The following is a 23,941-nucleotide window of genomic DNA, read 5'->3' as shown; positions in this document are numbered from 1 at the left end:
GACAGATGGCGAAAGATCCATTCCGCATTCGCGACCATGTCCCCGAGTTCGACGACATCGTCGCCGAGATCGTCCGGCGCAGCGCCGCGACCAGGGCGAGAGTTCCGATGGCCACCGACGTGCCTTACGGACCGGACGGCACGGAAACCGTCGACCTGTTCTTCCCGCAGGGCAAACGCGACCGCCTGCCGGTGCACATGTTCATTCATGGCGGCTACTGGCGCATGTTCTCCAAGCGCGACTATTCCTGCGTAGCGGACACCGTCACCAACGCCGGGGCGATTGCCGTCATCGTCGACTACGCATTGATGCCGAGCGTGAGAATGGCGATGATCGTCGATCAAATACGCCGCGCCAGGCAATGGATACATGACCACATCGCGAGCTATGGCGGCGATCCTGACCAACTGACGGTAAGCGGCCATTCCGCCGGGGCGCATCTCGCGACCATGCTCTTTGACGACAACACCCGGCCTTCGGGCATCAAATCCGCGCTCCTGCTCGGCGGCATCTACGACCTGGCACCGTTGCAGGAGTCGTTTCTCGCTGCCGAGATCGCGATCACCGACGACGAGGTTGAGCGGCTCTCGCCGATCGATCACAGCTTCGATCCGGGCGTCGCGGTCGCGGTAGCCGTCGGCGCCGAGGAAACGCCGCCTTTCCACAGCCAGGCCGCCGCTTTCGCAGAGAATCTCGAACGGCAAGGGCTGGTCGTTTCCCTCACGAGCCTTACAGGGGTCAACCACATGAGCAGCGTCCGCGATCTTGGCTTGGCCGAGACACCAGCCTCGGCGTTGTTGGCCCGTCTGTTGACCGCGTGAAAGGGCACAAAGGCCGGCTCGCCCAATTCAGCTCTTCAAGTCCGAACGCACGGTGACGACCAACACGCGGACCGTGCTTCGCCAGTCAGTGACGCGAGCGTTACAACTCGACCCCCTCCTCCAGCCCATCCACGATGGGCTTGGCCCTTGACCTTTCCAAACATTCTCAAGGACCATGCACCGAAATTGGCGCCTCGACGGGTTCATTCGCGCGGCTCGTTGTCTGTATAAAGGACGCGCCGCCAACGCGGCGCCGCCAACAGCCAACCCTGTCACGCCCACCAGGAAACATTGAATGCCGGAATTTTCGTTACCTCGTCCAGTCCCGGCGCCTGGCGTGATGCGCCTTGGCACCGCGCCTGGCTCACCAAGCAGGCAAATATCCTGTTCGACCTTTTCGATCCGGTCGCCATCAACCCGCGGGGCGGCTTCTTCGATCTCGATGCGACTGGCAAGCCCCTGCCCGGAAAGGCGGTCAGGCCAATCCACACCACCGCCCGGGCCGTCCATTGCTACGTCATCGCCAGTCTGCTTGGGCGGCCTGGAAGTGACCGGATGATCGATCATGGAATGCAGTATCTCTGGCACTGCCATCGTGATGCAAAGCATGGCGGCTACATGTGGTCGCTCGACGACGACGGGCCCAAGGACGCCAGCAAACAGGGTTATGGCCACGCCTTTGTGCTGCTTGCGGCATCAAGCGCGAAGCTGGTGGGCCACCCTTTGGCCGACGGGATGCTGGCAGACGTCACGACGATCCTGAACGACCGGTTCTGGGAAGAGCAGCACGGCGCCATCGCCGAGGAGTTCGAGTGCGACTGGACGCCGTTGCGCGGCTATCGCGGCCAGAATTCCAACATGCACCTGACCGAGGCATTGATGGCCGCCTATGAGGCGACCGCCGATCAGGAATACCTGCGCGAGGCGGAGCGCATTGCGGACCTGATCATCAACCGCCGTGCCCGCGAGTGCGACTTTCGCGTCGCCGAGCATTTCGACGAGCAGTGGGCGATCGACCGTTCCTATAGGGCGGTCGACGAGATGTTCCGTCCGTCGGGGACGACGCCGGGTCATTGGCTCGAGTGGGCGAGGCTGACCCTCCAGCTGTGGGTGCTTGGCGGCAAAAAGCACGACTGGATGCCGGCAGCCGCGGAGATGCTGTTTCGGCGCTCCGTGGAACTGGCATGGGATGGAACCAAAGGCGGCTTTTTCTACACCCTCGACTGGGCCGACAAGCCGGCGTTCCGCTTCAAACCCTGGTGGCCGATCGCCGAGGCCGCGGGCGCTGCCTCATTCCTGGCCGAGCATTGTCCAAGCGCCTTCCATGAAGAATGGTACCGGCGCATCTGGAATACCATCGCCGAGGCCTATATCGACCGCGAGCATGGCGGATGGTTCGAAGAACTGGATGAGGACCTGCACCCGGCGCATTCGCTGTTTGTCGGCAAAGCCGACTTGTACCACGCCCTGCAGGCCTGCCTGATACCGCTCTATCCGGCGCAAGGGAGCCTGACGAACGTTATTCGTCAACGTTATGACGCTTCCTCGACCAGACTTCCATAGACCGGGACGCGACCTGCCGCGCAGTCGAATTTCGCTGCGATATGCTTCCTTAAGCCAATTTCGGATTCCGCATCCGAACAGGGGCTCGCTCGCGCCGTTTCTTAGGCTAAGATTGTTCGAACTGGCGGGAGGTCCTCCTTGCGAGAAGAGCAACGCAGGCTTGCGGCGATCTTGGCCGCCGACGTGGCAGGTTACTCGCGGCTGATGGCAGCCGACGAGTCGGGAACGCTGGGACGGCTGAGGCGGCTCCGAGCTGAGGTATTCGAGCCCAAAATCGCGCGGTTCCACGGACGCATCGTCGGCTCGGCCGGGGATAGCCTGCTGATCGAGTTTGGGAGCGCGGTTAACGCCGTGCAGTGTGCGATCGAACTGCAGCGCGAACTGGGCGGCGAGAACGCGGGCCTCCCCGAAAACCGGCGTATGGCGTTCCGTATGGGCGTAAACCTCGGCGACGTGATCGTCGAAGACGACACGATATACGGAGACGGTGTGAACATCGCGGCACGGCTTGAAAAGTTAGCGGAGCCTGGCGGCGTTTGCATCGGGCGCGCCATTTACGATCAAGTAAAAGGCAAACTCGAATACGTCTATACGGATATCGGCGAACAACGGGTTCACAACATTGCGGAGCCGGTACGCGCTTACCGTGTCATGTCCGTTGAGCTATCCCCCACCAGCTCGTCCGTGCCGTCGGTCAAGGATGCGCTTCCGTTACGCAACGGACATTCGATCGCCGTGCTGCCTTTCACCAACATGAGCGGCGACCCAGAGCAGGAATACTTCTCTGACGGCATTACCGAGGACATCATTACGGACCTCAGCAAGGTCGGGGCGCTGGCAGTCACGGCGCGCAACACGACCTTTGCCCTCAAAGGCAAGTCGATGGACGTCAGCGAAGCGGCCCGGCAATTGCGCGTTTCGCATGTGCTGGAAGGCAGCGTGCGCAAGGCGGGTGGTCGCGTTCGCATCACCGCGCAGCTGATCGACGGGAAGAGTGGGCACCATGTGTGGGCCGAACGCTACGACCGTGATCTTGACGACATATTTGCGCTCCAAGACGAGATCGCGCGGGCCATCGTCGATGCCCTGAAGATCCGGCTGATGCCCGCCGAGCGTGCTGCCATCGGCAAACGCACGACGGAGAACGTAGAAGCCTATCAATATTACCTCATGGGACGGCAGCATTTCTTGCGCCTGGGCCGTCGCAATCACCTTTCAGCCCGACGGCTCTACCAGCGGGCGCTGGAGATCGATCCCGAATACGCTCTGGCGCGGGCCGGGCTGGCGTTAGCTGAGGGCATGTTGCTGAGATCCGGAGATCCGAGCGCAAAGCTTGTCACCTTGAGCGCCGAGGCTGAGCGCGCGCTGGCCTTGGACTCGACGCTCGCGGAAGCTCATGTGGCCCACGCGATGGCGCATTTCCAGAAGGAGCAAATCGAGCTCGCAGGCGCCGCCTGCCGGCGAGCAATCGCGCTCGATCCCGATCTCTACGAGGCGCACAGGACCTTGGGCGACGTGCTGCGCATGGAGCGCAAGTTTGCAGAGGCCGCGGCCGCCTATGAGAAGGCGGCGGAGGTTGACCGCAACAGCTATGGCGCGATGTGCATGCTGTGGGATTGCCGCAAGACGCTGGGCGAGGAGGAGGAAGCCCACAGGCTTTCAGGGGAGCTGCTTACCCGCATCGAGAAGGCCATGCAGCTCTATCCGGACGATGGCGCAGCCTATGCCTATGGTTGTTACGTCCTCCACAATCTCGGCCTGGACGAACGCGCCCTCCAATGGGCCGAGCGCGCCATCGCCATCGACCCGGAGGACTATAACAGCCATTACAATGTCGCGTGTTTCCTGGCGGCGATCGGCACCGTGGAAAAGGCGATCGACACGCTGGAGCACTGCGTGCCGCAGCTTGGATTGCAGCAGGTGCACTGGATGGCGCAGGATGTGGATATGAATTCTCTGCGCGATCATCCGCGCTATCGGGCGCTGATCGAGCGCCTGGAGGTCAGTTTGGCGAAGGCAGAAGGCCAATCAGGAAGCGGAATCGAAGGACGGCCTTCTGGAGTTTAAAGCCATTTTCCCTCGGGACTGCGAGACAGCTTTAGATCCTGACTCCTTCCCGGGAGATTCCGCTACCGTCACCTCAGAGGGCCTGTTGAGTCATCAGGTTCTCGAGGCGGGTATAGAAGAAGCCCCTTACAGCCAGCGCCCCGTTGTTAAAGCAGGTCTTTCGACCGGCGCTGGCAGCAGTGCGTAGGATTGTTGACACGATGGAACACGGTGGCATTGCCACGAGTGGAACTACGGCCCTACAAACGCCTGCCGGCGAACTCTCAGCATAGGGAAGGCGCTACTATGAGTGGGTGGTTGCATACTCTTCCACTGGCTTGGATGGCTCTCGTCGTGTTCGGGGCCACCTATATCGTCGCGTTCATCTTGCACCAGGGCATCGCCGCTCTTGCTGCGGGCTCCACGGCGCGGTCATTCAAGGCGCTTTCGCCTGGCATGTTGCCGCCGCTCGGTATCATCTTCGGCTTATTCGTGGCGTTCACCGCGGCTCAGGTCTGGAGCGACAACGATCACGCCAGTGCGGCAGTCAATCGCGAGGCCAGTGCGTTGCGGTCGGTCATGGTTCTGGCGGGCAGCTTTCCCGGGGAACCCGAGGCGCGCTTACGGACGCTGCTGCGCAGCTATATCGAGGAAACGACGAGCCAGGAGTGGCCGCTGATGGCCGAGGGAGCGGCGACCCTCACCATAGTCCCGCCGGCGCTTAACGAGGCGCTGCGGACGACGCTGGCTTTGACGCCAACCAATCCCGGCCAGGAGATCGCGCAGCGCGAGATGACGAGATGGCTTGAAGACGCCCTGGAAGCGCGTCGCCAACGGATTCTCGTCAGCTCCGCACAGGTCAATCCCACGAAGTGGGCCTGCCTGGTCCTGCAAGCCTTCTGTGCTCTTCTCGCGATTGCGGTCGTTCACAGTGACAACCGAATGGCATCGGCGATCGCCCTTGGAAGTTTTGCGACCGGCGTGGCGGCATCCGTTCTCCTGATTCTCGCCCACGATCGGCCCTTCACGGGAGAGATCGCAGTATCGCCGCAGCCGTTGCTGCAAGTTATGCCCGAAGCGGGCGGCGGCGGATGATACAGATCGGAGCGCAAAGACGGATCTGTCGCTGGCCACGTCTGCTTTCAGGCAGCGGCCAAGCCAATCTCTGCGGCCGATGAGGCGCCAAGCGGACATGCCGCCGTCGCGTTGTGAGACACCGACAAGCAAAACAGTGTCCTCTACGACTCGTCCCTCTCATCGCGCAAATTAGACACGACGCGGCGATTCTGCGACCTGCAGGCGGTGTCGGGGCAGTCGCGGACGAGCCGGTCCTTGCCGTAGCCCTTGGCCCACATGCGGTTGCGGTCTATGCCGCCGGCGGCGAGGTAGTCCATCACCGCATCGGCGCGCCGCTGCGACAGAGCCGTTTCGTTTGCGCCGGGATCGTCGGCGAACCCCTGCAGCTTGAGCATCCAGCGCGGATACTTTGCTAACCAGGCGATCTGGGTGTCGAGGGTGGTCTTGGCGACAGAATCGAGCTCGGCCGAACCTTTCGTGAAATAGGTGCGGCGGCCGACATTGAGGATAAAATCCTCCTCGCTGCCCGGCTGTACGTTCTGGAAGCCGGCAATCTCGGCGTTGGTGACGTCGGGCGTGGGAGGGGCCAGGGTGTTGCTGGTCGAGCAGGATGCGGCCAGCACCAGGAGGCCGGCGGCGAGTAGCCGGCGCGTGTTTTCAATCATGCGGTTCATGAGGCGCCATCATTCGACAGAGGTGGAAGCGGGCGCCTGGTCGGCGATATGCGGCAGGACCTCCACCGCGGTGCCGATCGGGCACCGCTGGTAGAGGTCGATGATGTCTTCCGGGAACATGCGGATGCAGCCGCTGGAAGCGTCGGTGCCGATGCTCCATGGTTCCAGCGTGCCATGCAGGCGGTAGCCTATGTCGGCGCCGTCGCGGTACAGATAGAGCGCGCGTGGCCCGAGCGGATTGTTGGGCGCACCGCCTGCGATCATGTCAGGTAGTTCCGGCCTGCGCTTACGCATTTCTGGGGGCGGAACCCATTGCGGCCAGAGCGCGCGGCGGTCGATCGTCGCGCGACCGTACCATTTGAAGCCTTCCTTGCCGACGCCGACGCCGTATCGGATGGCGGTCTTGTTTTCCATGATGAGGTAGAGGAAGTGGTGGCGGGTATCGACCACGACGGTGCCGACCGGCTCGCTGCTGAAATACTTAACGATCTGGCGATGCCATCTCTTGTCGATCTTGGCGAAGTTGGTCTTTCGATAAACGAAATTGTTGTCGGTGGCGGTACCGGCGAAATAGGATTTTGCCGCGGCTTGAACATTGCCGGTTGCACCGACCGCAACCAGCGCCAGGCCGCCGATCACGACACCCCTGCGTGATAGAACCATCGGCAAACCCCCATGCCTTAAGCCTAGCTGACCATAGTTGAGAATTACTTCGCCTCAAAGTGGAAAATGCTGCAGTTTGCCCGAGCCGTCAGTGCGAAGCGCGACAAGCTGCCATCAAAATCTCAATACCCAGGCTTCCACTTTTCCCTTGCCTTTGACTTCGATGGCACCGCGAGGCTCGAAGACAAATTGGTCCTTGAGCTGTTCGTAGACGGGGCGCGTCACCTGAATCGAGTCGGGAACTCCGCCAGACTCCATGCGGCTCGCCAGATTCACTGTGTCACCCCATAAATCATAGATGTACTTGCTCTTCCCGATGACGCCGGCGACCACTGGCCCGCTGTTGACGCCAACCCTGAGCTTCATGGAGATATTGTGTTCCATCGCGTGCTCGCGAGTAATATGGACCATGCGAATGGCCATCCGGACCATGCGTTCGGCGTGGTTGGCCACCGGCACGGGTAGGCCGCATACCGCCATATAGGCGTCGCCCACCGTCTTGATCTTCTCGATGCCGAGATCATGGGCGGCAACGTCGAAGCGCGTGAAGAGTCCGTTGAGAAACATCACGACATCGTGCGGCGGCATTTCCGATGTTAGCGTCGTGAACCCGACCAGGTCTGCGAAGGCGACCGTGACCTCGGCGAAGCCGTCGGCGATCCTCTCCTCGCCAGCGCGCAGCCGATTGGCGATCGGTGCCGGCAGGACGTTGAGCAGCAGCAGCTCGTTCTCGCGGATTTTGTTCTCGATCACGACATTCTTCTGGTGCAGATCCTCAACCATTCCGTTGAAGGCTGTGCAGAGCTCGCCAATCTCGTCGCGCGTGCGGACCGGCACGCTGGTCGCATAGTCGCCAGCAGAGAAGCGTTTCACCCCGGCAGTCAGATCGCGGAGCGGGCCGAGCAGCGCGCGCGAAAGCCAGGCGGCGGTGGCGGCAACAACGAGCATCGCCAGTCCTCCGACGAGCAACAGATCCCGGCGGAGCTCGGCGATCGGTGCGAAGGCCTCGGCGCTGTCGATCTTGGCGACGAGCGCCCATTTGACATCGGAAATCGCGAGCGGTCCCCATGAAGCGAGCGTCGGGACGCCACGGTATCCGATGATCTCGCCTGTGCCCTCGACACCGGCGAGCGCGGCATGGGAAGCCTTGGTGTCGATGCGCTGATGCAGCACAGGTGTCCCGTAACGCTGAATGGCGGCGATCTCTTCTTCCGAGGTGCCGACGGATTTCAGGTCGGCGAAGAAGTTATCCCGGCTCTCGTAGAACGCCCGCGGCCCAGAGCGCGCCAGATAATCGGGTCCGACGAGATAGGCCCCACCTGTGTCACCGAACCCTTCCTGCCGCCAGCGGCGGTTGCCGGTAACAACGTTGTCGATCTCATCATTCGACAGTTTCGCGACGAGCACGCCGATGACGACGCCCTGGGCAATCACCGGTGCTGCCATGAAGGCGATCGGTGCGCCGCCTGATGGCGCATAAGAGGCGAAATCTTCCAGGCAGCTGGCTGATGGGTCTGCGATCTGCGAGCAGCGGGCGACGGCGGCCGCGACGTTGGCGCTGCGGTATGGTCCCAACTGAAGAGACGTGGTGAAATCCACCTCCTTCTCGACCGTATAGATCAGGCGACCTGATTTTGGATCGGCAATCATGAGATCGAAAAAGCCGACCTTGCTAGCCGCCGCGCGCATCAATGGATGGTATATGGCATGCAGCCTGGAGTATTCGCTTCCGTCGTCGGGGTCGTCGAGAAGCTTGCGCCGCTCTGCGGGGTTGGGATTGTCGACAATGTAGTGATATTGCAGATAGTAGGGAGCCCCACTGACCGGCAGGTAGTCCGACAGGGCTGGCTCCTTGCCCAGAATGCGCGTCATGCCCGGCATGAAGTTCTCAGCGTACCAATCGCCGACCTTCTGCCGCAGTTGGAGCGGCGCGCCTGCCTGGTCGAGCTGGTCGACCGCAGTCCGGAACTCGCGTGTCGCATCGACCACCATCTTGGAAGTGGCAAGCAGGCTCAGCTCTGCCTGGATCGTGCGGAAGTAGGTTTCGACCTGGCGCGTCTTGGCCTGACGAGAGGCCGTGAGTTGGTCGAAGACTGTTTTTTCGAGAGCGTCGCGGGCGCGGAAGTAGCCGAGCGCCCCGGTGACCAGGACCGCGATTGCACCAAGAAGGACGAGGGTCGTAAACAGCTTTGCGGCCAAGCCCCAACGCGCGGGGCGGGATGAGCCGGTCACATTTATCGAAGACATAAGATCCGACACTGCCTTTGCATCACGTCGTCGCGAACAGGAGCGTCGGCGTCAACTCGGACAGCAAGCCAAGATTGTGCCCCATGCGTTACCCTCTCGCGTATGCATGCCAACTGTCCACGCGATCATCTTAGCTAAAAATGGCTTGGGCCGCATGATCCTTGACCACCTCCACGCCACCCGGCGTAGGGACGGCGCAGCAGAGGGTGAGCCTGTACCACGTGTCTATCTTCGGACGTGACATCGAACTCCCTCGAAGCGAGGACGAGCCTGACGAGCTTCGGCGATAGCAATGTCGTCAGCGGCAAGCTGGGGTTCAGCATGCGCTGGTAGCGCCGGCGACCCGCCGCGCGTCAGTCGCGCGATAGCGACAGCCCGGCGAGAAGCGAAGCGTACGCGGCAAGCCTGCGGGATTCGAATTCCGTGAAGAGCCGCACGCGCTTCTTCTGCGTGCCTCCCCCTGTGTGAGAAGCCAAATCCGGACTCGGCAACTGTCGTCCGAAATTGACAAGACGAGCGAGAGGCTGGTGTCACGCGGCTTGCGGACGATCGTGCCCAGCCTTGATAGAGATCCGCCTAAACAGCTCGAATGAGACTGACGCAAAATCGCAGGCAGACGCGAAGCCTGCGAACGAACCGCCCAGTTAAATCGAAAAATCAGCTATTTACGCGAGAAGGCGATGGTACCGTTGGCTGGGCTCGAACCAGCGACCCCCAGATCCACAATCTGGTGCTCTAACCAACTGAGCTACAACGGCACGCCCCGCATGAACTGGATCAAGGTGAAAGCTTGCTCTCCGTGATCCGCTCTGTCTTTCGGCGATGCGTCCAATACGGGCTATCGGATTCTAATTCAAGGCCCTTGATAAGGCAAAGAACCGGTTTCCTCGCCCTCCTTCATCCAGGCAAAAGAAAAGGCCGGCATCCAGGCAAAAGAAAAGGCCGGCGGGAGGAGGTGCCGGCCTTTTCCTGTTCCGAGCCAGCGGGAGGAGGTGCTGGCTGGTCACCCCGGAAACAGAGGGAGGAGGTTCCGCTTCCGGGTATCTGGTTACTCAACTCTATCGCATAACTATTTGTCTGACGAAATGCGACGTTTTGATGCATCGCACAGTTGTGCGCGAAAATTAGGCAGCCTTGGCGTCCTTCATCGCCTTCTCGAAGGCGCTCTTGACCGGCTTGGAAACATCCTCGACCGCCTTGGTGGCAACGGCCTGGAACTCCTTGGCCTGCTCCACCGCCAATTCGGCGCGCTTGCGCAGGAAAGCGGTCTGCAGCTCGACGACTTCCGAAAGGGTCTTGGCGCCGACCAGGGCTTCAAGGTGCGAGAAGCCGGCTTCGGCATTGGCGCGCAGCGCGGCGATCGCCTTGAGCGAGACGTCGCTGGAGACGGCCTTGGCGGTCTCGTAGGTCGACTCCAGAACCTTCTGGGTCTCCTCGGCGCCGGTCTTCAGCTTGGCATAGGCCTCTTTCGACTGCTCGACGCCCTTCTCGGCGAAGGCGCGGATCTGGTCGGTGGCCTTGGAAGCGTCGAAGCTCGGGAATTCAACGTTTTCGATGGTCTCGGCAGCGGTCTTAGCGGTGGTCTTGGACATTTTCCAACCTTTCGGGATAGCGGCTTTGACAGAAAGCCGTCTCGTTCATGTATGGTGGCAATATAGAGGTTTTTTTGTGCGTTGCAACATCTTTGTTGCACTGCACCATAAGAATCTTCCCTCACGGCAACCGTGGCGTCAGCCGCCGGGCCGTTAACCAAGAGCCCAGAGATTTCGACCTATGCAAGCCAGGGCTTGTGGACCTTCGGACCGGGGGCTTTTATTAACAAAGCGTTAACTGAAATGGCCGCTCCGGAGGGTTGCCCAGCGCATGCCGCCTGAAAACTACTCCTTCCTTGACGTCGCCGTGCTCGACGCGGTGCGCCAGCGCTTTGCCGCCGGCGACGCCCTGGCCATTTTGTCGGCCGACCTCGAACAGGTGATCTGGGCGAACGGACCGGGGGCGTCGGTGTTCGGCTATCCGGATATCGAGGCCATCATCGGCGCATCGGCGCGGCTGCCGCTGATCGCCAGGCGGCAGATCATGGCGACCAGCGGTTTTCCCGAGATTGGCAACGACCGCGCCATCACGGTGAGGCTGGCCACAGGCATGGTGAGCCGTGCCGTGGGTTTCCTGGCCAGCGCCGTGGCGATGCCGGACGGCGAGAAGGCAATCATGCTGGCGGTGCCGGCGGCGCAGATCAGCTCCCGCAGCGCCGGCGAGATCGCCAGCCGCGCCATCGGCGGCTTCACCGAGGCAGGGCATTTCATCGCCTTCGTCGACGCGCAGGGCGATGTCGAGGCGGCTTCGGAGGGCTTCGCCGCGCTCGGCATCGAGCAGTGGACCCTGGCTGCGCTGGTTGCAGATGTGGCAAGCAGCGGCGACCGTGTCGTCAAGCGCCTCGTGCCTGGCAGCGGCACTTCCTACCCGGCCGGTTTGGCGCGGCTCACCGACACGCGGCATCTGCTGGTGGTGATCGATGAGGACCAGCTCGACGGAGACCAAGGCGAACAGCCGGCCGCTGGCCAGGGCGATCGGTCCCATGGTGAGCAAGTCGCGACGCCCGGCACCGTTGCCGCCACGCTGTCGGGTGAAAGCCTGGCCGCCGAGCCCGAACCCCGGCCGGTCCAGGACAATAACCCCGCGCCGGTCGTGACGGCTGGTGAACGGGCCGAGCCGGTCCCGGAGCGCCCTGAAGGCGATGCGCAGACTGACGGCGGAAGCCGGGTCACGGCCGGCCAGCAGCCTGCCCAGACCGATCATCAGGCTAATGCCGCCGAGCCCGGCCAACAGGCCACGGACCCCGGTGCCGGCCAGCATGACCATTGGTACTTCAACGCCGGCGAAGAGAACGTGAGGCCGGCTCAACCGGCAGCGCCGGCGACGGACGGGCCGAAGGAGACCATTGCAGCCGAAGGCCAGCGGCAGGATGTCGGCGAAACCATCAAGCCCGCGCAACCCACTCCGCCCCGCGGCATCGATCGTTCGGCGCCACCTTTGCGCTTCGTCTGGCGCACCGACGCCGAAGGCAAATTCAGCGCGTTGTCGCCCGAATTCGCGGACATCGTCGGCCAGCCCGCCGCCGATGTGATCGGCCGCCGCTTCAAGGACGTCGCCACCACTTTCGGCCTCGACGCCTCGGGCGAGATCGCCGGTCTGCTCGAACGGCGCGACACCTGGTCGGGCCGATCGGTGCTGTGGCCGGTGGCCGGAACCGACCTGAAGATACCGGTCGATCTGGCGGCGCTGCCCGTCTATGGCCGCAGCCGCGCCTTCGAGGGTTTTCGCGGCTTCGGCGTCGCGCGCAGCGCCGACGCCGTGATCGATCCTGAGGCGCTCGGCATGGCGCTGGTGCCCAATGCCGCGCCTGCCGGGGGCGAGCCGCCGGTCGAGCAGCCAAAGCCCGAAGATCCGTTCCAGGGCGAAGTGCCGGCGCTGAGCATCGTGCCGAAGCCGGAGCGGCGCTTCGCCGACAAGGTGATAAGGCTGGCCGAGCACCGCCAGCCGGCCAACGACAAGCAGCCGGAAAGCGACACGCCCGCAAGTCAGAGGAGCCTGTCGATCCTCGAGCGCAGCGCGTTCCGCGAGATCGGCGAGCGGCTGCGCAAGGATAGTTCCCTGCCCGCCGAGCCGGGCGCCGCCGAAGCCGGCAAGCAGGCCGATGCGGTTGTTGCCGGCAAGGACGAGGCAACGGCGAACGACCCTGCCGCCGAAACGAAGGCCGAGGCAAACCAGCCAACGGCGCTTGAAGCGGCTGCGCACGAGAACCCCGCGCTGGAAACGACGCCGCCGGCCTCGGAAACCGCGGACGCGAAAGCCGATGCCGAGACCGCGGAAGCACAGACCGAGGCGGAAGATCAGAAAGACCTGGCGAGGCTCGACGGTATCGATGACGCCGCCGCTACGGACGACGCCGGCAAGACGTTGACGCCGGCCGCTTCCGGCTCGCTGCTCAGCTACGCCGCTGGTGCGAAATCCGGGCAAGAAGCCGGCGTCGAACCTGCTTCCGAGGACAGCCAGGCGGCGGCCACCCAGCAGGCGGCCGAGCATGCCTACTCCGAGGCGCGGCAGCCGGTCGAACGGCCAGCGACCGAGCCGGTCGCCGAAAAGCCGGCGCGCGATGCGACGGCGAACGACGACAGCATGACCGCCGACGATTTCCGCGATGCGCAAGACAGCGAGGATTGGGCCGGCTCCGACGCCGACGCGACGGCGGCCGCGGAAGAACCGGAAACGGTAACGCCGGCGCGGCCACGCCTGGACGCGCCGCCACTCAAACTCGCAGGCTTTGTGCCCTCCGCTTTTTCGACCGGAGAAGAAGCCAAGGCGCCCGATACGTCCATCCTCGCCAGGCTGCCGGTGCCGTTGCTGATCCATTCGGGCGACGAGCTCCATTACGCCAACGACGCCTTCCTCGAGCTCACCGGCTACGATGCTTTGGAAGACCTAGCGGATGCGGGGGGCCTGGGCGCGCTGTTTGCCGATCCCTATGCCGAGGATGCCGCCGCGGACGAAAGCGACCACTCGCTGAAGCTCAAGAGCCGCCAGGGCCAGGAATTTCCGATCGAAGCCCTGCTTCGCTCGGTGCCGTGGCGGAGCGGCAAGGCGCTGATGCTGGTGGTGCGGCGCTCCGGCGAGGACGATGCCGCGCATTTCATCGCCGCGAATGACGAACCGGCGCTGCAACCGGACGTGCCGGAATTGAAATCGCGCATCGCCGAGATGCGCACCATCATCGACACCGCCACGGACGGCGTCGTGCTGATCGGCCGCGACGGCAATATCCGCTCGATCAGCCGGCCGGCGGAAGCCCTTTTCGGCTTCGACAGCGACGAAGTCGCCGGCAAGCCCTTTGCCTCGCTGTTCGCCATCGAAAGCCAGCGCGCGGCGCGCGACTATCTCGCTGGCCTCTCGGAGCCGGGCGTGGCGAGCGTCTTGAATGACGGCCGCGAGGTCATCGGCCGCGAGGCGCAGGGACGTTTCATCCCGCTGTTCATGACCATCGGCAGGCTGCCGAACGACAGCGGCTTCTGCGCCGTGGTGCGCGACATCACGCAATGGAAGCGGGCCGAGGAGGACCTGACGCAGGCACGCGCCGTGGCCGAGCGCGCCTCTTCGCAGAAGACGGATTTCCTGGCCCGCATCAGCCATGAGATCCGCACGCCGCTCAACGCCATCATCGGCTTTTCCGAGCTGATGGTGGACGAGAAATTCGGTCCAATCGCCAACGACCGCTATCGCGACTACCTGCGCGACATCAACCGGTCAGGCAATCATGTGCTCGATCTCGTCAACGACCTGCTCGACATCTCCAAGATCGAGGCCGGCCAGCAGGAGATGGATTACGAGGCGGTGTCGCTCAACGACACGCTGGCCGAGACGGTGGCGATGATGCAGCCGCAGGCCAATCGCGAGCGCGTCATCATTCGCTCCAGCTTCGCCTCGCGGCTGCCGGAAGTGGTGGCGGATTTGCGAAGCGTGCGCCAGATCGCCCTCAACATCCTGTCCAACGCCATCCGCTACACCCAGGCCGGCGGCCAGGTGATCGTCTCGACCGCTTACGAAGCCTCGGGCGATGTCGTCATGCGCGTGCGCGATACCGGCATCGGCATGACCCCGGCCGAGATCGAGCAGGCGCTGAAGCCGTTCAAGCAGATCAATGCGCTGAAGCGCGGACGCGGCGACGGCACCGGCCTCGGCCTGCCGCTGACCAAGGCCATGGTGGAGGCAAACCGCGCCCGCTTCGCCATCACCTCGACGCCAGGCGAAGGAACCCTGGTCGAGGTCGCCTTCCCCTCGACCCGCGTGCTAGCCGAATAAGATCGTCCTGGATCAGTTTCGGCCAAAGAAAAAGGCGTCCGGGAGGACGCCTTGAGAAATGGGATGCTGTCACAACGGGGGCTTGAGCTGAACCTCAGGGGACGAGGAACGGGATTTCTCCCTCAAGTTACACGCGACTATCGGGGTCCTCCCTTAACAAGTCCTTACCGGGCGGCGGAAAAATTTACGAATGTGTACCACCCGTGAAATCTAGGTAAATTCGGCAGATAGATTTCGTTAACCATGCCATCTGTCAGCCTGCCAGTTGCGGCAGGTCGCGGAACAGCTCCAGCGCTTCCGGATTGGCAAGCGCTTCCTTGTTCTTCACGGCGCGGCCGTGAACCACGTCGCGCACCGCAAGTTCGGTGATCTTGCCGGACTTGGTGCGCGGGATGTCGGTGACGGCGACGATCTTGGCCGGCACATGGCGCGGACTGGCGCCGGTGCGGATCCTGGCGCGGATGCGCTTTTCCAACTCCTCGCTGAGGCTCACGCCGGCGGCCAGCCGCACGAACAGCACGACGCGCACATCATTGTCGAAGTCCTGGCCGATGCAGAGCGCCTCGAGGATTTCCGGCATCTGCTCGACCTGGTTGTAGATTTCGGCCGTGCCGATCCGGACCCCGCCCGGATTGAGCGTCGCATCCGAGCGGCCGTGGATGATCATGCCGCCATGCGCCGTCCATTCGGCGAAGTCGCCATGGCACCAGACATTATCGAAACGCTCGAAATAGGCGGCGTGATACTTCTTGCCTTCAGGATCGTTCCAGAAGCCGATCGGCATCGACGGGAAGGCCTTGGTGCAGACAAGCTCGCCCTTCTCCTGCCGGATCGGCTTGCCGTCGTCGTCCCAGACGTCGACAGCCAGGCCAAGGCCGGGACCCTGGATCTCGCCGCTCCAGACGGGCTCGGTCGGCACGCCGAGCACAAAGCAGGAGACGATGTCGGTGCCACCCGAGATCGAGGCCAGATGCACGTCCTTCTTGATGCCGTCATAGACGAAGCGGAAATCCTCCGGCGACAGCGGCGAGCCGGTGGAGGAGATGGTGCGCACGCTCGACAGGTCGTGGCTCGCGATCGGCTTCAGACCGGCCTTGCGAACCGAATCGATGAACTTGGCCGAGGTGCCGAAATAGGTCATCTGCTCGGCATCGGCGAAATCGAACAGCACATTGCCGTCGGGGTAGAAAGGCGAACCGTCATAGAGCAAAAGCGTCGCACCCGAGGCGAGGCCCGAGACCAGCCAGTTCCACATCATCCAGCCGCAGGTGGTGAAATAGAACAGGCGATCGCCGTCGAGCAGGCCGGCATGCAGCCGATGCTCCTTGACGTGCTGGATCAGCGTGCCGCCGGCCGAGTGGACGATGCATTTCGGGATGCCGGTCGTGCCCGAGGAAAACAGGATGTAGAGCGGATGCGCGAAGGGCAGCCGCTCGAAGCTGACCGTCCTGGCGGCGAATGGCGAGAGCGCTTCTTCGAGCGCGGTCGCCTTGTCGATGGTGGCGGCGACGTCGGCCGAGGTGCCGAGATAGTCGACGATCAGCACCTTGCGGACGGTCGCCAGCTTCGCCGCGACCGCGCGGACCTTGTCGGCCACTTCGATCGCCTTGCCGTTGTACCAATAACCGTCCGGCGCGATGAAGACGACCGGCTCGATCTGGCCGAAGCGGTCGAGCACGCCCTGCTCGCCGAAATCGGGAGAGCATGACGACCAGACTGCGCCGATCGAGCTTGCCGCCAGCATCGCCGCGATCGTCTCGGGCATGTTCGGCATCATGGCGGCGATGCGGTCGCCGGCCTTGACGCCGAGCGACAGGAAGAGCTGCTGCAGCCGCGAGGTCAGCGCGTGAAGCTCGTTCCAGGACAGCCGGCGCTCGACCTTGTCCTCGCCGCGAAAGACGATCGCCTCCCCGGCGCCGGTCTTCTGCAAGAGGTTCTCGGCGAAATTGAGCCTGGCGTCGGGGAAGAAGCTGGCGCCGGGCATGCGTTCGCCGTCGATGAGGTTCCGCTCACCCTTTTCGCCGACAAGATTGCAGAAATCCCAGACCAGGCTCCAGAAGGCGCCGCGATCCTCGATCGACCAGCGGTGAAGTTCCGCGTAGCTGGAGAAAGCCTCCCCGGCCTTCGCTGCCGCGGCCTTCATGAACGCGGTTAGCGGCGCTGCATCGATCCGCTCCTGCGTCGGGGTCCACAAAGGTGTATCGGCGGCCATGATCGCTCCTCCCAAGCGCGTCGCGTTCGAGCCAGTTAAGCTCAACGTCGCCTATGCCATCGTTCCAAAAACGGCGCGCAACCGTGGACCGGGGTCGTACCGTTCGCTTATGCATATTGCAGCGCAGCAGAGCAAGATTTTGTTCGGGCGATCCATGGTTGCCGGTGCGCAAATGCCATCGCGGGGCCATAAAGACTTGAAAAGCGTCGGCGCTCGGTTACACCCGTCGGGCGATTTTGTCGGCAATAGAAGCATACGGGGCGAAATGCCATCATCATTGATCCGGCGCGGGGTGTGGGCGATCGGCGTTGTCGTGCTCGTCATCGCGCTTGCGGTCGCGGCACTGCCGCTGATTGCCTCGACACGCATTGTGCGCGACCGCATCGCCTGGGAATTGAGCGCCTGGAGCGGCTTTAGGGTCACGATCGACGGCTCGCCGCGCATCGAGGTCTGGCCGAAGTTCCGGGCCATCCTCAGCGACGTGACGCTGTCGCAATGGACAGAGACCGACGCGCCGCCGGTTGTCGAGGCCGATCGCGTGGAAGTCGATCTCTCGGCCATGGCCGCCCTGCAGGGCGACGTCGCCTTCTCGACCGCAAGGCTGGTGCGCCCGACGATCAGGGTCCAGCGCATGGCGAGCGGCTTCTATCTGCCACCGCTTCCGACCGGCGGGCGTATCACGCGCTCGATCGATACCGCGCGCGGCGTGGTCACCGCCAACCCGCAGAAACCCGATCTCGGCAGATTGCCTTCCGATCCGTTCGGCACCGTCGAGTTCCGCGATGGCCGCGTCGTGACAACGGCCGACGGCAAGGACACCGAAATCCTGAGCAGCCTGAGCGGCCAGGTGAACTGGGAGGCGATGAACAGCGATGCATCGCTGACCGCGACCGGAATCTGGCGCGGCGAGACCGTGCAGCTCGATTTCTCCTCGGCGAAGCCGCTGGTGCTGTTTGCCGGAGGCGCGGCCCCCATCACCCTCTCCTTCAAGGCGGCGCCCGCGACATTCTCCTTCGACGGAACGGCCTCGATGTCGGACAATGCCTATCTGGACGGCCAGGCCAAGTTCGCCGCGCCGTCGCTGCGGCGTGTGCTGGAGTGGTCGCAGGCCGGCCTCGCGCCGGGTGCCGCGATCGGTTCGGTCTCGGTCACCAGCAAGGTGAACGCCTCGGCGGGGCGCGCGAAATTCGAGAACACGACCGTCACGCTGAACAATAATCCGGGCATGGGAGCGCTGGATTTCTCCTTCGCCGAAGGGCGCCCGGTGATCGCCGGCACGCTCGCCTTCGATACGCTGGATCTGAGATCGTTCCTGTCGGCCTTCTCGCCTGTCGCGCCCACCGGCGAGGCCGGCCCAGGCGACATCGACACCAGCTTCGCCGACCGCATCAACCTCGATCTCAGGCTGTCGGCGGCGCACGCGACGGCGGGACCGGTGCAGCTCGCCGACGTCGCGGCGACCGCGCAGGTCAAGAACGGCCTTGCCGTCTTCGACATATCCGACGCGTCGGCCTTCAACGGCACCGTTCAGAGCAGCCTCCGCCTCGACCGCAAGCCCGAGGGCACGCAGGTCGAGATGCGGCTCTTGGCATCGGATGTGGACACGGGCGCCTTTGGCACGGCGGCGGGAATGACGCGGCTGGTGCCGGCCGGCACCGGTACGGTGTCGGTCATCCTCAAGGGGCCGGGCAAGGCGTGGAACTCGATTTTCGAGAATGCCGATGGGTCGTTCTCGGCGACGTTCGGGCCGGGCACGCTCAACGGGCTCGACCTGCCGGCCTTCCTGAAGCGCAACCAGCAAGGCGGCTTCTTCGCGCTCAACGACGTCGCCAACGGTTCGCTGCCGATCGACGGCGCCGAGATCAAGGCAAGCATCTCGAAAGGCGTGGCGCGCCTCGACAAGGCCGAGATCAATGCGCAGAAATACAAGATCTGGCTGTCGGGCATCGCCTCCTATGCCGGACGCGGGCTGGCGCTCTCGGGCGGCGTCGTGCCGACCGGACAGCCGGCGCAGCAGCCTCAGCAGGCCAACGGCCAGGCGGCCAGTCCGCCTCCCGCTCAGCCGAACCAGTCGCTGTTCTTCGTCGGTGGCAATTGGAGCGCGCCGTTCATCTCGCCGATCGCTCCCGGCGTCTCGGGCCAGTAAATTAGAGCAATTCCAGGAAAAGTGTGGGCGGTTTTCCGTCCGGAATTGCGTAGAAACAAAAGGAAGAGCGGTTCGCCGTTTCCATGAGACGGTGAACCGCTCTAGAGGGCGCAAAAGCGCCCCGCCACTTAACCGCGCTGCGCGGCCTGCTCGTCGAGCTGGCGCTGGATTTCGCGACGCTTGTTGGCGATCGAGGCGATGATGACGCCGACCGCCACGACCGCGATCAGAATGGTACAGGCAGCGTTGATTTCCGGCGTCACGCCGAGACGCACCTGGCTGTAGATCTTCATCGGCAGCGTGGTGGCGCCCGGCCCCGAGGAGAAGCTCGCGATGACCAGATCGTCGAGCGAGAGCGTGAAGGCCAGCATCCAGCCGGAGATGATCGCCGGCAGGATGACCGGCAAGGTGATCTGGAAGAAGGTCTTCACCGGTGGCGCGCCGAGATCCATCGCGGCCTCCTCGAGCGAGCGGTCGAACGAGACCAGCCGCGACTGCACGACGACGGCGACGAAGCACATGGTGAAGGTGATGTGGGCGAGCGTCACCGTGAAGAAGCCGCGGTCGAGCCCAACGGCGACGAAGAGCAAGAGCAACGAGAGGCCCGTGATCACCTCCGGCATGACCAGCGGCGCGAAGACCATGCCCGAGAACAGCACCCGCCCCCGGAAGCGCGTGTAGCGCGTCAGCGTGATGGCGGCGAGCGTGCCGAGCACGGTCGCGACCGTCGCCGAGATGACGCCGACGCGCGCCGTCACCCAGGTGGCGTCCATCAGGCCCTGGTTGTGGAACAGCGACACGTACCATTTGGTCGAGAAGCCGCCCCAGACGGTGACGAGCTTCGATTCGTTGAAGGAAAAGACGATCAGAAGCACGATCGGCAAATAGAGGAAGGCAAAGCCCAGCGCGATCGAGGTGATGTTGAAGCGGCTCCAGGTCGAGTTCATCTGCCCTGCTCCTGTGCCTTTGCCTGCGCCTGCTGGAAGAACATGATCGGGATGGTCAGAACCAGAAGCAGGATGACGGCCACCGCCGAGGAGACCGGCCAGTCGCGGTTGGAGAAGAATTCGTTCCACAGCGTCTTGCCGATCATCAGCGTCTGCGAGCCGCCGAGAAGGTCGGGGATGACGAACTCGCCGACGGCCGGGATGAACACCAGCAGGCAGCCGGCGACGACGCCGGGCAGCGACAGCGGGAAGGTGATCTTCCAGAAGGCGCCGATCGGCGGGCAGCCGAGATCCTCCGCGGCCTCGACCAGCGAATAGTCCATCTTCTCAAGCGACGAATAGAGCGGCAGAACCATGAAGGGTAGGTAGGAATAGACGATGCCGATGAAGATCGCCGTGTAAGTGTTCAAGATCACCAGCGGCTGGCTGATGATGTGCAGCGACATCAGCAACTGATTGAGCAGCCCTTCGGGCTTGAGGATGCCGATCCAGGCATAGACGCGGATCAGGAACGAGGTCCAGAAGGGTAGGATCACCAGCATCAGCAAGGTCGGACGGATCGTCGCGGGCGCCCGCGCCATGCCATAGGCGATCGGATAGCCGACGATCAGGGTGAGCATCGTCGATATCGCCGCGATGACCAGGCTCGTCACATAGGCGTTGAAATAGAGCGCATCCTGGGTGAGCCAGGTGTAGTTATCGAAGTTGAGCTCGCGGAAGCCGGCGAGGAATCCCGAGATGCCGTCGCTGAAGTCAAGCACCGGCGTATAGGGCGGCATCGAGATCGCCGTCTGCGACAGCGAGATCTTGAAGACGATGATGAAGGGAACGAGGAAGAAGAACAGCAGCCAGAGATAGGGGATGATGATGACGAGGCGGTTGACGAAGCCCTTCGCCAGCCTCGCCGGCAGTGTTGTGGTTTGCGTCGATGGGGCGGCGGTCGCTGCGATATCGGCCATCTCAGCCTCCTACCTGGTCAAAACGACGCCGGCATCGGGCCGGAAGGAGACCCAGGCGCGGTCATTCCAGGTCAGCGGATCCTCCGTGACGCGCGAGGCGTTCAAGGCGCTTGCCCGCACGATCTGCCCGTCGTCGAGCCTGATGTGAAAGACGGTCATGTCGCCGAGATAGGCGACGTCGTAGACCTCGCCTTCCAGCGCATTGACGGCATCGGCGGGCTTTTTCGAGGAGACCTTGATCTTTTCCGGCCGGATCGCGAAGACGATGTCGGAGCCGGCAGCGGCGTTGCCGCCATTGTCGACGACGATCTGGGCGCCGGTCGCGCCGGTGATGCGCGTCGCGTTTGCCGTGTGCTCGGCAACCCTGCCCTCGAACATGTTCACGTTGCCGACGAAATGCGCCACGAAACGCGAGGTCGGCGCCTCGTAGATCTCGGCTGGCGTGGCGACCTGCATGACCTCGCCCTTGTCCATGATGGCGATGCGATCGGCCATGGTCATGGCTTCTTCCTGGTCGTGGGTGACGACGACGAAGGTGAGGCCGAGCTCCTGCTGCAGGTCCATCAGCTCGAACTGCGTTTCCTCGCGCAGCTTCTTGTCCAAAGCGCCGAGCGGCTCGTCGAGCAGCAGAACCTTGGGCCGCTTGGCGACCGAGCGCGCAAGCGCCACGCGCTGGCGCTGACCGCCCGAGAGCTGATGCGGCTTGCGCTTGGCGAACTGCTCGAGCTTGACCAGCTTCAGCATCTCGGCGACGCGCCTTTCGATATCGGGTCCCGGCATGCCTTCCTGCTTGAGGCCGAAGGCGATGTTCTTCTCCACAGTCATATGCGGGAACAGCGCGTAGGACTGAAACATCATGTTGACCGGCCGCTTGTAGGGCGGGATGCCGCGCAGGTCCTGCCCGTCAAGCAGGATGCGGCCCGCCGTCGGTTCCTCGAAGCCGGCGAGCATCCTGAGCAGGGTCGACTTGCCGCAACCGGAGGCGCCGAGCAGCGCGAAGAATTCGCGCTCGAAGATGGTCAGCGACAAATTGTTGACGGCGGTGAATTCACCGAACTTCTTGGTGACCTTGTCGAACTGGATATATGGCTTGGCGTTCGGGTCGTTCCATGGCGCGAAATCCCTGCGGATGCTGCCAAGCGATTTCATGATCCCCACTCCGTTACTTTTTTGATTTCCCCAAAAGAAAGCGACCCCGGCAGCTGGCTGCCGGGGTCGTGTCTCAATGCTTACTGACCGGTGACGATCTTGGTCCAGGTGCGCGTGATGACGCGCTGTGTCTTTGGATCGTATGGCTTAACGGTATAGAGCTTCTTGATCGTCTCGGCATCTGGATAGACCGAAGTATCTTCCAGGATCGCCTTGTCGACGAACTGCTGCGAAGCCTTGTTGCCGTTGGCATAGAGCACGTAGTTCGACGACTTGGCGATGACTTCGGGCGTCATCATGTAGTTGATGAACTCGAGCGCTTCGGCGACATGCGGCGCGTCAGCCGGGATCGCCATCTGGTCGAACCACATCTGCGCGCCTTCCTTCGGCACCGAATAGCCGATCTCGACGCCCTGCTTGGCTTCCTCGGCGCGGTTGCGAGCCTGGAAGACGTCGCCCGACCAGCCAATCGCCAGGCAGATGTCGCCATTGGCCAAGGCGTTGATGTATTCGGACGAATGGAACTTGCGGATATAGGGGCGGACCTTGAGCAACGCTTCCTCGGCCTTGGCAATATCATCCGGCGAGGTGCTGTTGGGATCGAGGCCGAGATATTTCAGCGCCGCCGGAATGATGTCGGCGGGAGAATCCAACACATAGACGCCGCAATCCTTCAGCTTGGCCAGCTTGTCCGGATTGAAGAAGACATCCCAGCTGTCGATCTTGTCGGCACCGAGCGCGGCCGTCACCTTCTTGACGTTATAGCCGAGGCCGACCGTGCCCCACATATAGTTGACGGAGTATTCGTTGCCCGGATCGTATTTGGCGGTGCGTTCGGAGATGACATCCCACATGTTGGAGATGTTCGGCAGCTTCGACTTGTCGAGCTTCTGGAACACGCCCGCCTGGATCTGGCGCGCCAGGAAGTTGGCGCTGGGCACGACGACGTCATAGCCGCTGCCGCCGGCAAGCAGCTTGGTCTCCAAGATCTCGTTGGAATCGAAGGTGTCGTAGACGACCTTGATGCCGGTCTTCTTGGTGAAGTCGTCGATGATCGAGCTATCGATATAGTCCGACCAGTTGTAGACATTGACGACGCGGTCCTCGGCATGGCCGCCTGCCGTGAAAAGCGTCAGAAATACCGACGTCGCCGAAAGCCAGAGCGCTTTGCGGATCATGATGTTCTCCTTTGGTGAGTGTTCCCTTGCCGGCTCGTCGCGATATGGCGGCGCGGCATTGATTTCAGGCTATTGGGCTTTCCGGAGGGCAACAAGCGCGACCTGTCGGCACTGCGCCGGGTTGCCTGCCGGTGGTCGAAGACCTTCCGCAGGGTGCCCTTGTAGGGTACCCGGGCGGCGTCAGCGGCATTTGCCGTGGCGTGGGCAGAGATACGACGATGTGGTCCGGCCTTGGTCAGGCCGGCAGAGACACTTGGCAAGATACGCCTGTCTTGTTGTTGCCGTGGTCGCAGCCTGCCCGCCCGGCAGCGGGGTTGTCAATGGGGAAGGCTGCCTAAAGCGCATCGCGCCGAGTGGGATTCGGGCGACGCGATTCAGGTCTTTATTTTGATGCATGTCGTTGTCC

15 protein-coding genes, 1 tRNA gene and 1 pseudogene are annotated in these 23,941 nt (G+C 63.1%); 6 read left to right on the top strand and 11 right to left on the bottom strand.

Annotated features, from left to right (window positions below; translation table 11 throughout):
- The first annotated feature begins 107 nt into the window (after nucleotides 1-107).
- The 4 genes from EN862_RS30885 (at nucleotide 108) to EN862_RS30870 (ending at nucleotide 5,525) form a co-directional block, all read left to right on the top strand.
- Nucleotides 108-821, top strand: coding sequence for an alpha/beta hydrolase (locus EN862_RS30885; RefSeq protein ID WP_348632095.1), 714 nt, complete (start codon nucleotides 108-110; stop codon nucleotides 819-821).
- 291 nt (nucleotides 822-1,112) lie between these two features.
- Entirely contained in the window at nucleotides 1,113-2,384 is a 1,272-nt protein-coding gene (locus tag EN862_RS30880; RefSeq protein ID WP_245519748.1) for an AGE family epimerase/isomerase, read from the top strand.
- A gap of 138 nt (nucleotides 2,385-2,522) precedes the next feature.
- A complete protein-coding gene (locus EN862_RS30875) occupies nucleotides 2,523-4,451 on the top strand; it encodes an adenylate/guanylate cyclase domain-containing protein (RefSeq protein ID WP_245519747.1) in 1,929 nt (642 codons plus the stop codon).
- A 333-nt stretch (nucleotides 4,452-4,784) separates the two neighbouring features.
- A complete protein-coding gene (locus EN862_RS30870; protein WP_245519746.1) occupies nucleotides 4,785-5,525 on the top strand; it encodes a DUF4239 domain-containing protein in 741 nt (246 codons plus the stop codon).
- Nucleotides 5,526-5,668: 143 nt separating this feature from the next.
- Here EN862_RS30870 and EN862_RS30865 read toward each other — a convergent pair whose 3' ends face one another.
- The 6 genes and pseudogenes from EN862_RS30865 to EN862_RS30840 all read right to left on the bottom strand — a co-directional run bounded on the left by EN862_RS30865 (nucleotide 5,669) and on the right by EN862_RS30840 (nucleotide 10,683).
- Nucleotides 5,669-6,181 carry an OmpA family protein gene (locus EN862_RS30865; protein ID WP_127867344.1) on the bottom strand — a complete coding sequence of 171 codons (513 nt, stop codon included), beginning with the start codon at nucleotides 6,179-6,181 and terminating at the stop codon, nucleotides 5,669-5,671.
- Between the two features lie 9 nt (nucleotides 6,182-6,190).
- Nucleotides 6,191-6,844 carry a L,D-transpeptidase gene (locus tag EN862_RS30860; RefSeq protein ID WP_127867345.1) on the bottom strand — a complete coding sequence of 218 codons (654 nt, stop codon included), beginning with the start codon at nucleotides 6,842-6,844 and terminating at the stop codon, nucleotides 6,191-6,193.
- A 114-nt stretch (nucleotides 6,845-6,958) separates the two neighbouring features.
- Complete coding sequence (locus EN862_RS30855) at nucleotides 6,959-9,091, bottom strand: adenylate/guanylate cyclase domain-containing protein (RefSeq protein WP_189401673.1); 2,133 nt, start codon at nucleotides 9,089-9,091, stop codon at nucleotides 6,959-6,961.
- 353 nt (nucleotides 9,092-9,444) lie between these two features.
- Nucleotides 9,445-9,569 (bottom strand): annotated as a pseudogene (locus tag EN862_RS37015) (LysR family transcriptional regulator); the annotation flags it as partial.
- 203 nt (nucleotides 9,570-9,772) lie between these two features.
- A tRNA-His gene (locus EN862_RS30845) sits at nucleotides 9,773-9,849 on the bottom strand.
- Between the two features lie 366 nt (nucleotides 9,850-10,215).
- Nucleotides 10,216-10,683: a phasin gene (locus EN862_RS30840; RefSeq protein ID WP_127867347.1), complete on the bottom strand. Its 468-nt coding sequence runs from the start codon at nucleotides 10,681-10,683 to the stop codon at nucleotides 10,216-10,218.
- A gap of 271 nt (nucleotides 10,684-10,954) precedes the next feature.
- Between EN862_RS30840 and EN862_RS30835 the strand changes: the two genes are divergently transcribed.
- Nucleotides 10,955-14,944 carry a PAS domain S-box protein gene (locus EN862_RS30835; RefSeq protein WP_127867348.1) on the top strand — a complete coding sequence of 1,330 codons (3,990 nt, stop codon included), beginning with the start codon at nucleotides 10,955-10,957 and terminating at the stop codon, nucleotides 14,942-14,944.
- A 253-nt stretch (nucleotides 14,945-15,197) separates the two neighbouring features.
- Here EN862_RS30835 and EN862_RS30830 read toward each other — a convergent pair whose 3' ends face one another.
- Nucleotides 15,198-17,156, bottom strand: coding sequence for an acetoacetate--CoA ligase (locus tag EN862_RS30830; protein WP_127867349.1), 1,959 nt, complete (start codon nucleotides 17,154-17,156; stop codon nucleotides 15,198-15,200).
- A 265-nt stretch (nucleotides 17,157-17,421) separates the two neighbouring features.
- Between EN862_RS30830 and EN862_RS30825 the strand changes: the two genes are divergently transcribed.
- Nucleotides 17,422-19,302, top strand: coding sequence for an AsmA family protein (locus EN862_RS30825; RefSeq protein WP_127867350.1), 1,881 nt, complete (start codon nucleotides 17,422-17,424; stop codon nucleotides 19,300-19,302).
- 128 nt (nucleotides 19,303-19,430) lie between these two features.
- Here the strand turns inward: EN862_RS30825 and EN862_RS30820 are convergent, their stop codons facing one another.
- The 4 genes from EN862_RS30820 to EN862_RS30805 all read right to left on the bottom strand — a co-directional run bounded on the left by EN862_RS30820 (nucleotide 19,431) and on the right by EN862_RS30805 (nucleotide 23,535).
- Nucleotides 19,431-20,249 (bottom strand): ABC transporter permease subunit, encoded by an 819-nt coding sequence (locus EN862_RS30820; RefSeq protein ID WP_127867351.1) that lies wholly within the window; start codon nucleotides 20,247-20,249, stop codon nucleotides 19,431-19,433.
- Nucleotides 20,246-21,208, bottom strand: coding sequence for an ABC transporter permease subunit (locus tag EN862_RS30815; protein ID WP_127867352.1), 963 nt, complete (start codon nucleotides 21,206-21,208; stop codon nucleotides 20,246-20,248). The genes EN862_RS30820 and EN862_RS30815 overlap by 4 nt, the downstream gene beginning before the upstream one ends.
- 9 nt (nucleotides 21,209-21,217) lie before the next feature.
- Nucleotides 21,218-22,357, bottom strand: coding sequence for an ABC transporter ATP-binding protein (locus EN862_RS30810; RefSeq protein ID WP_127867353.1), 1,140 nt, complete (start codon nucleotides 22,355-22,357; stop codon nucleotides 21,218-21,220).
- A gap of 80 nt (nucleotides 22,358-22,437) precedes the next feature.
- Nucleotides 22,438-23,535 (bottom strand): polyamine ABC transporter substrate-binding protein, encoded by a 1,098-nt coding sequence (locus EN862_RS30805; RefSeq protein ID WP_127867354.1) that lies wholly within the window; start codon nucleotides 23,533-23,535, stop codon nucleotides 22,438-22,440.
- Nucleotides 23,536-23,941: the final 406 nt, after the last annotated feature.

Source organism: Mesorhizobium sp. M2E.F.Ca.ET.219.01.1.1 (assembly GCF_004016445.2).
Lineage (GTDB): Bacteria > Pseudomonadota > Alphaproteobacteria > Rhizobiales > Rhizobiaceae > Mesorhizobium.
Note: the sequence above shows the minus strand (reverse complement) of the source record. Positions and strands in the feature narration are given on the sequence as shown.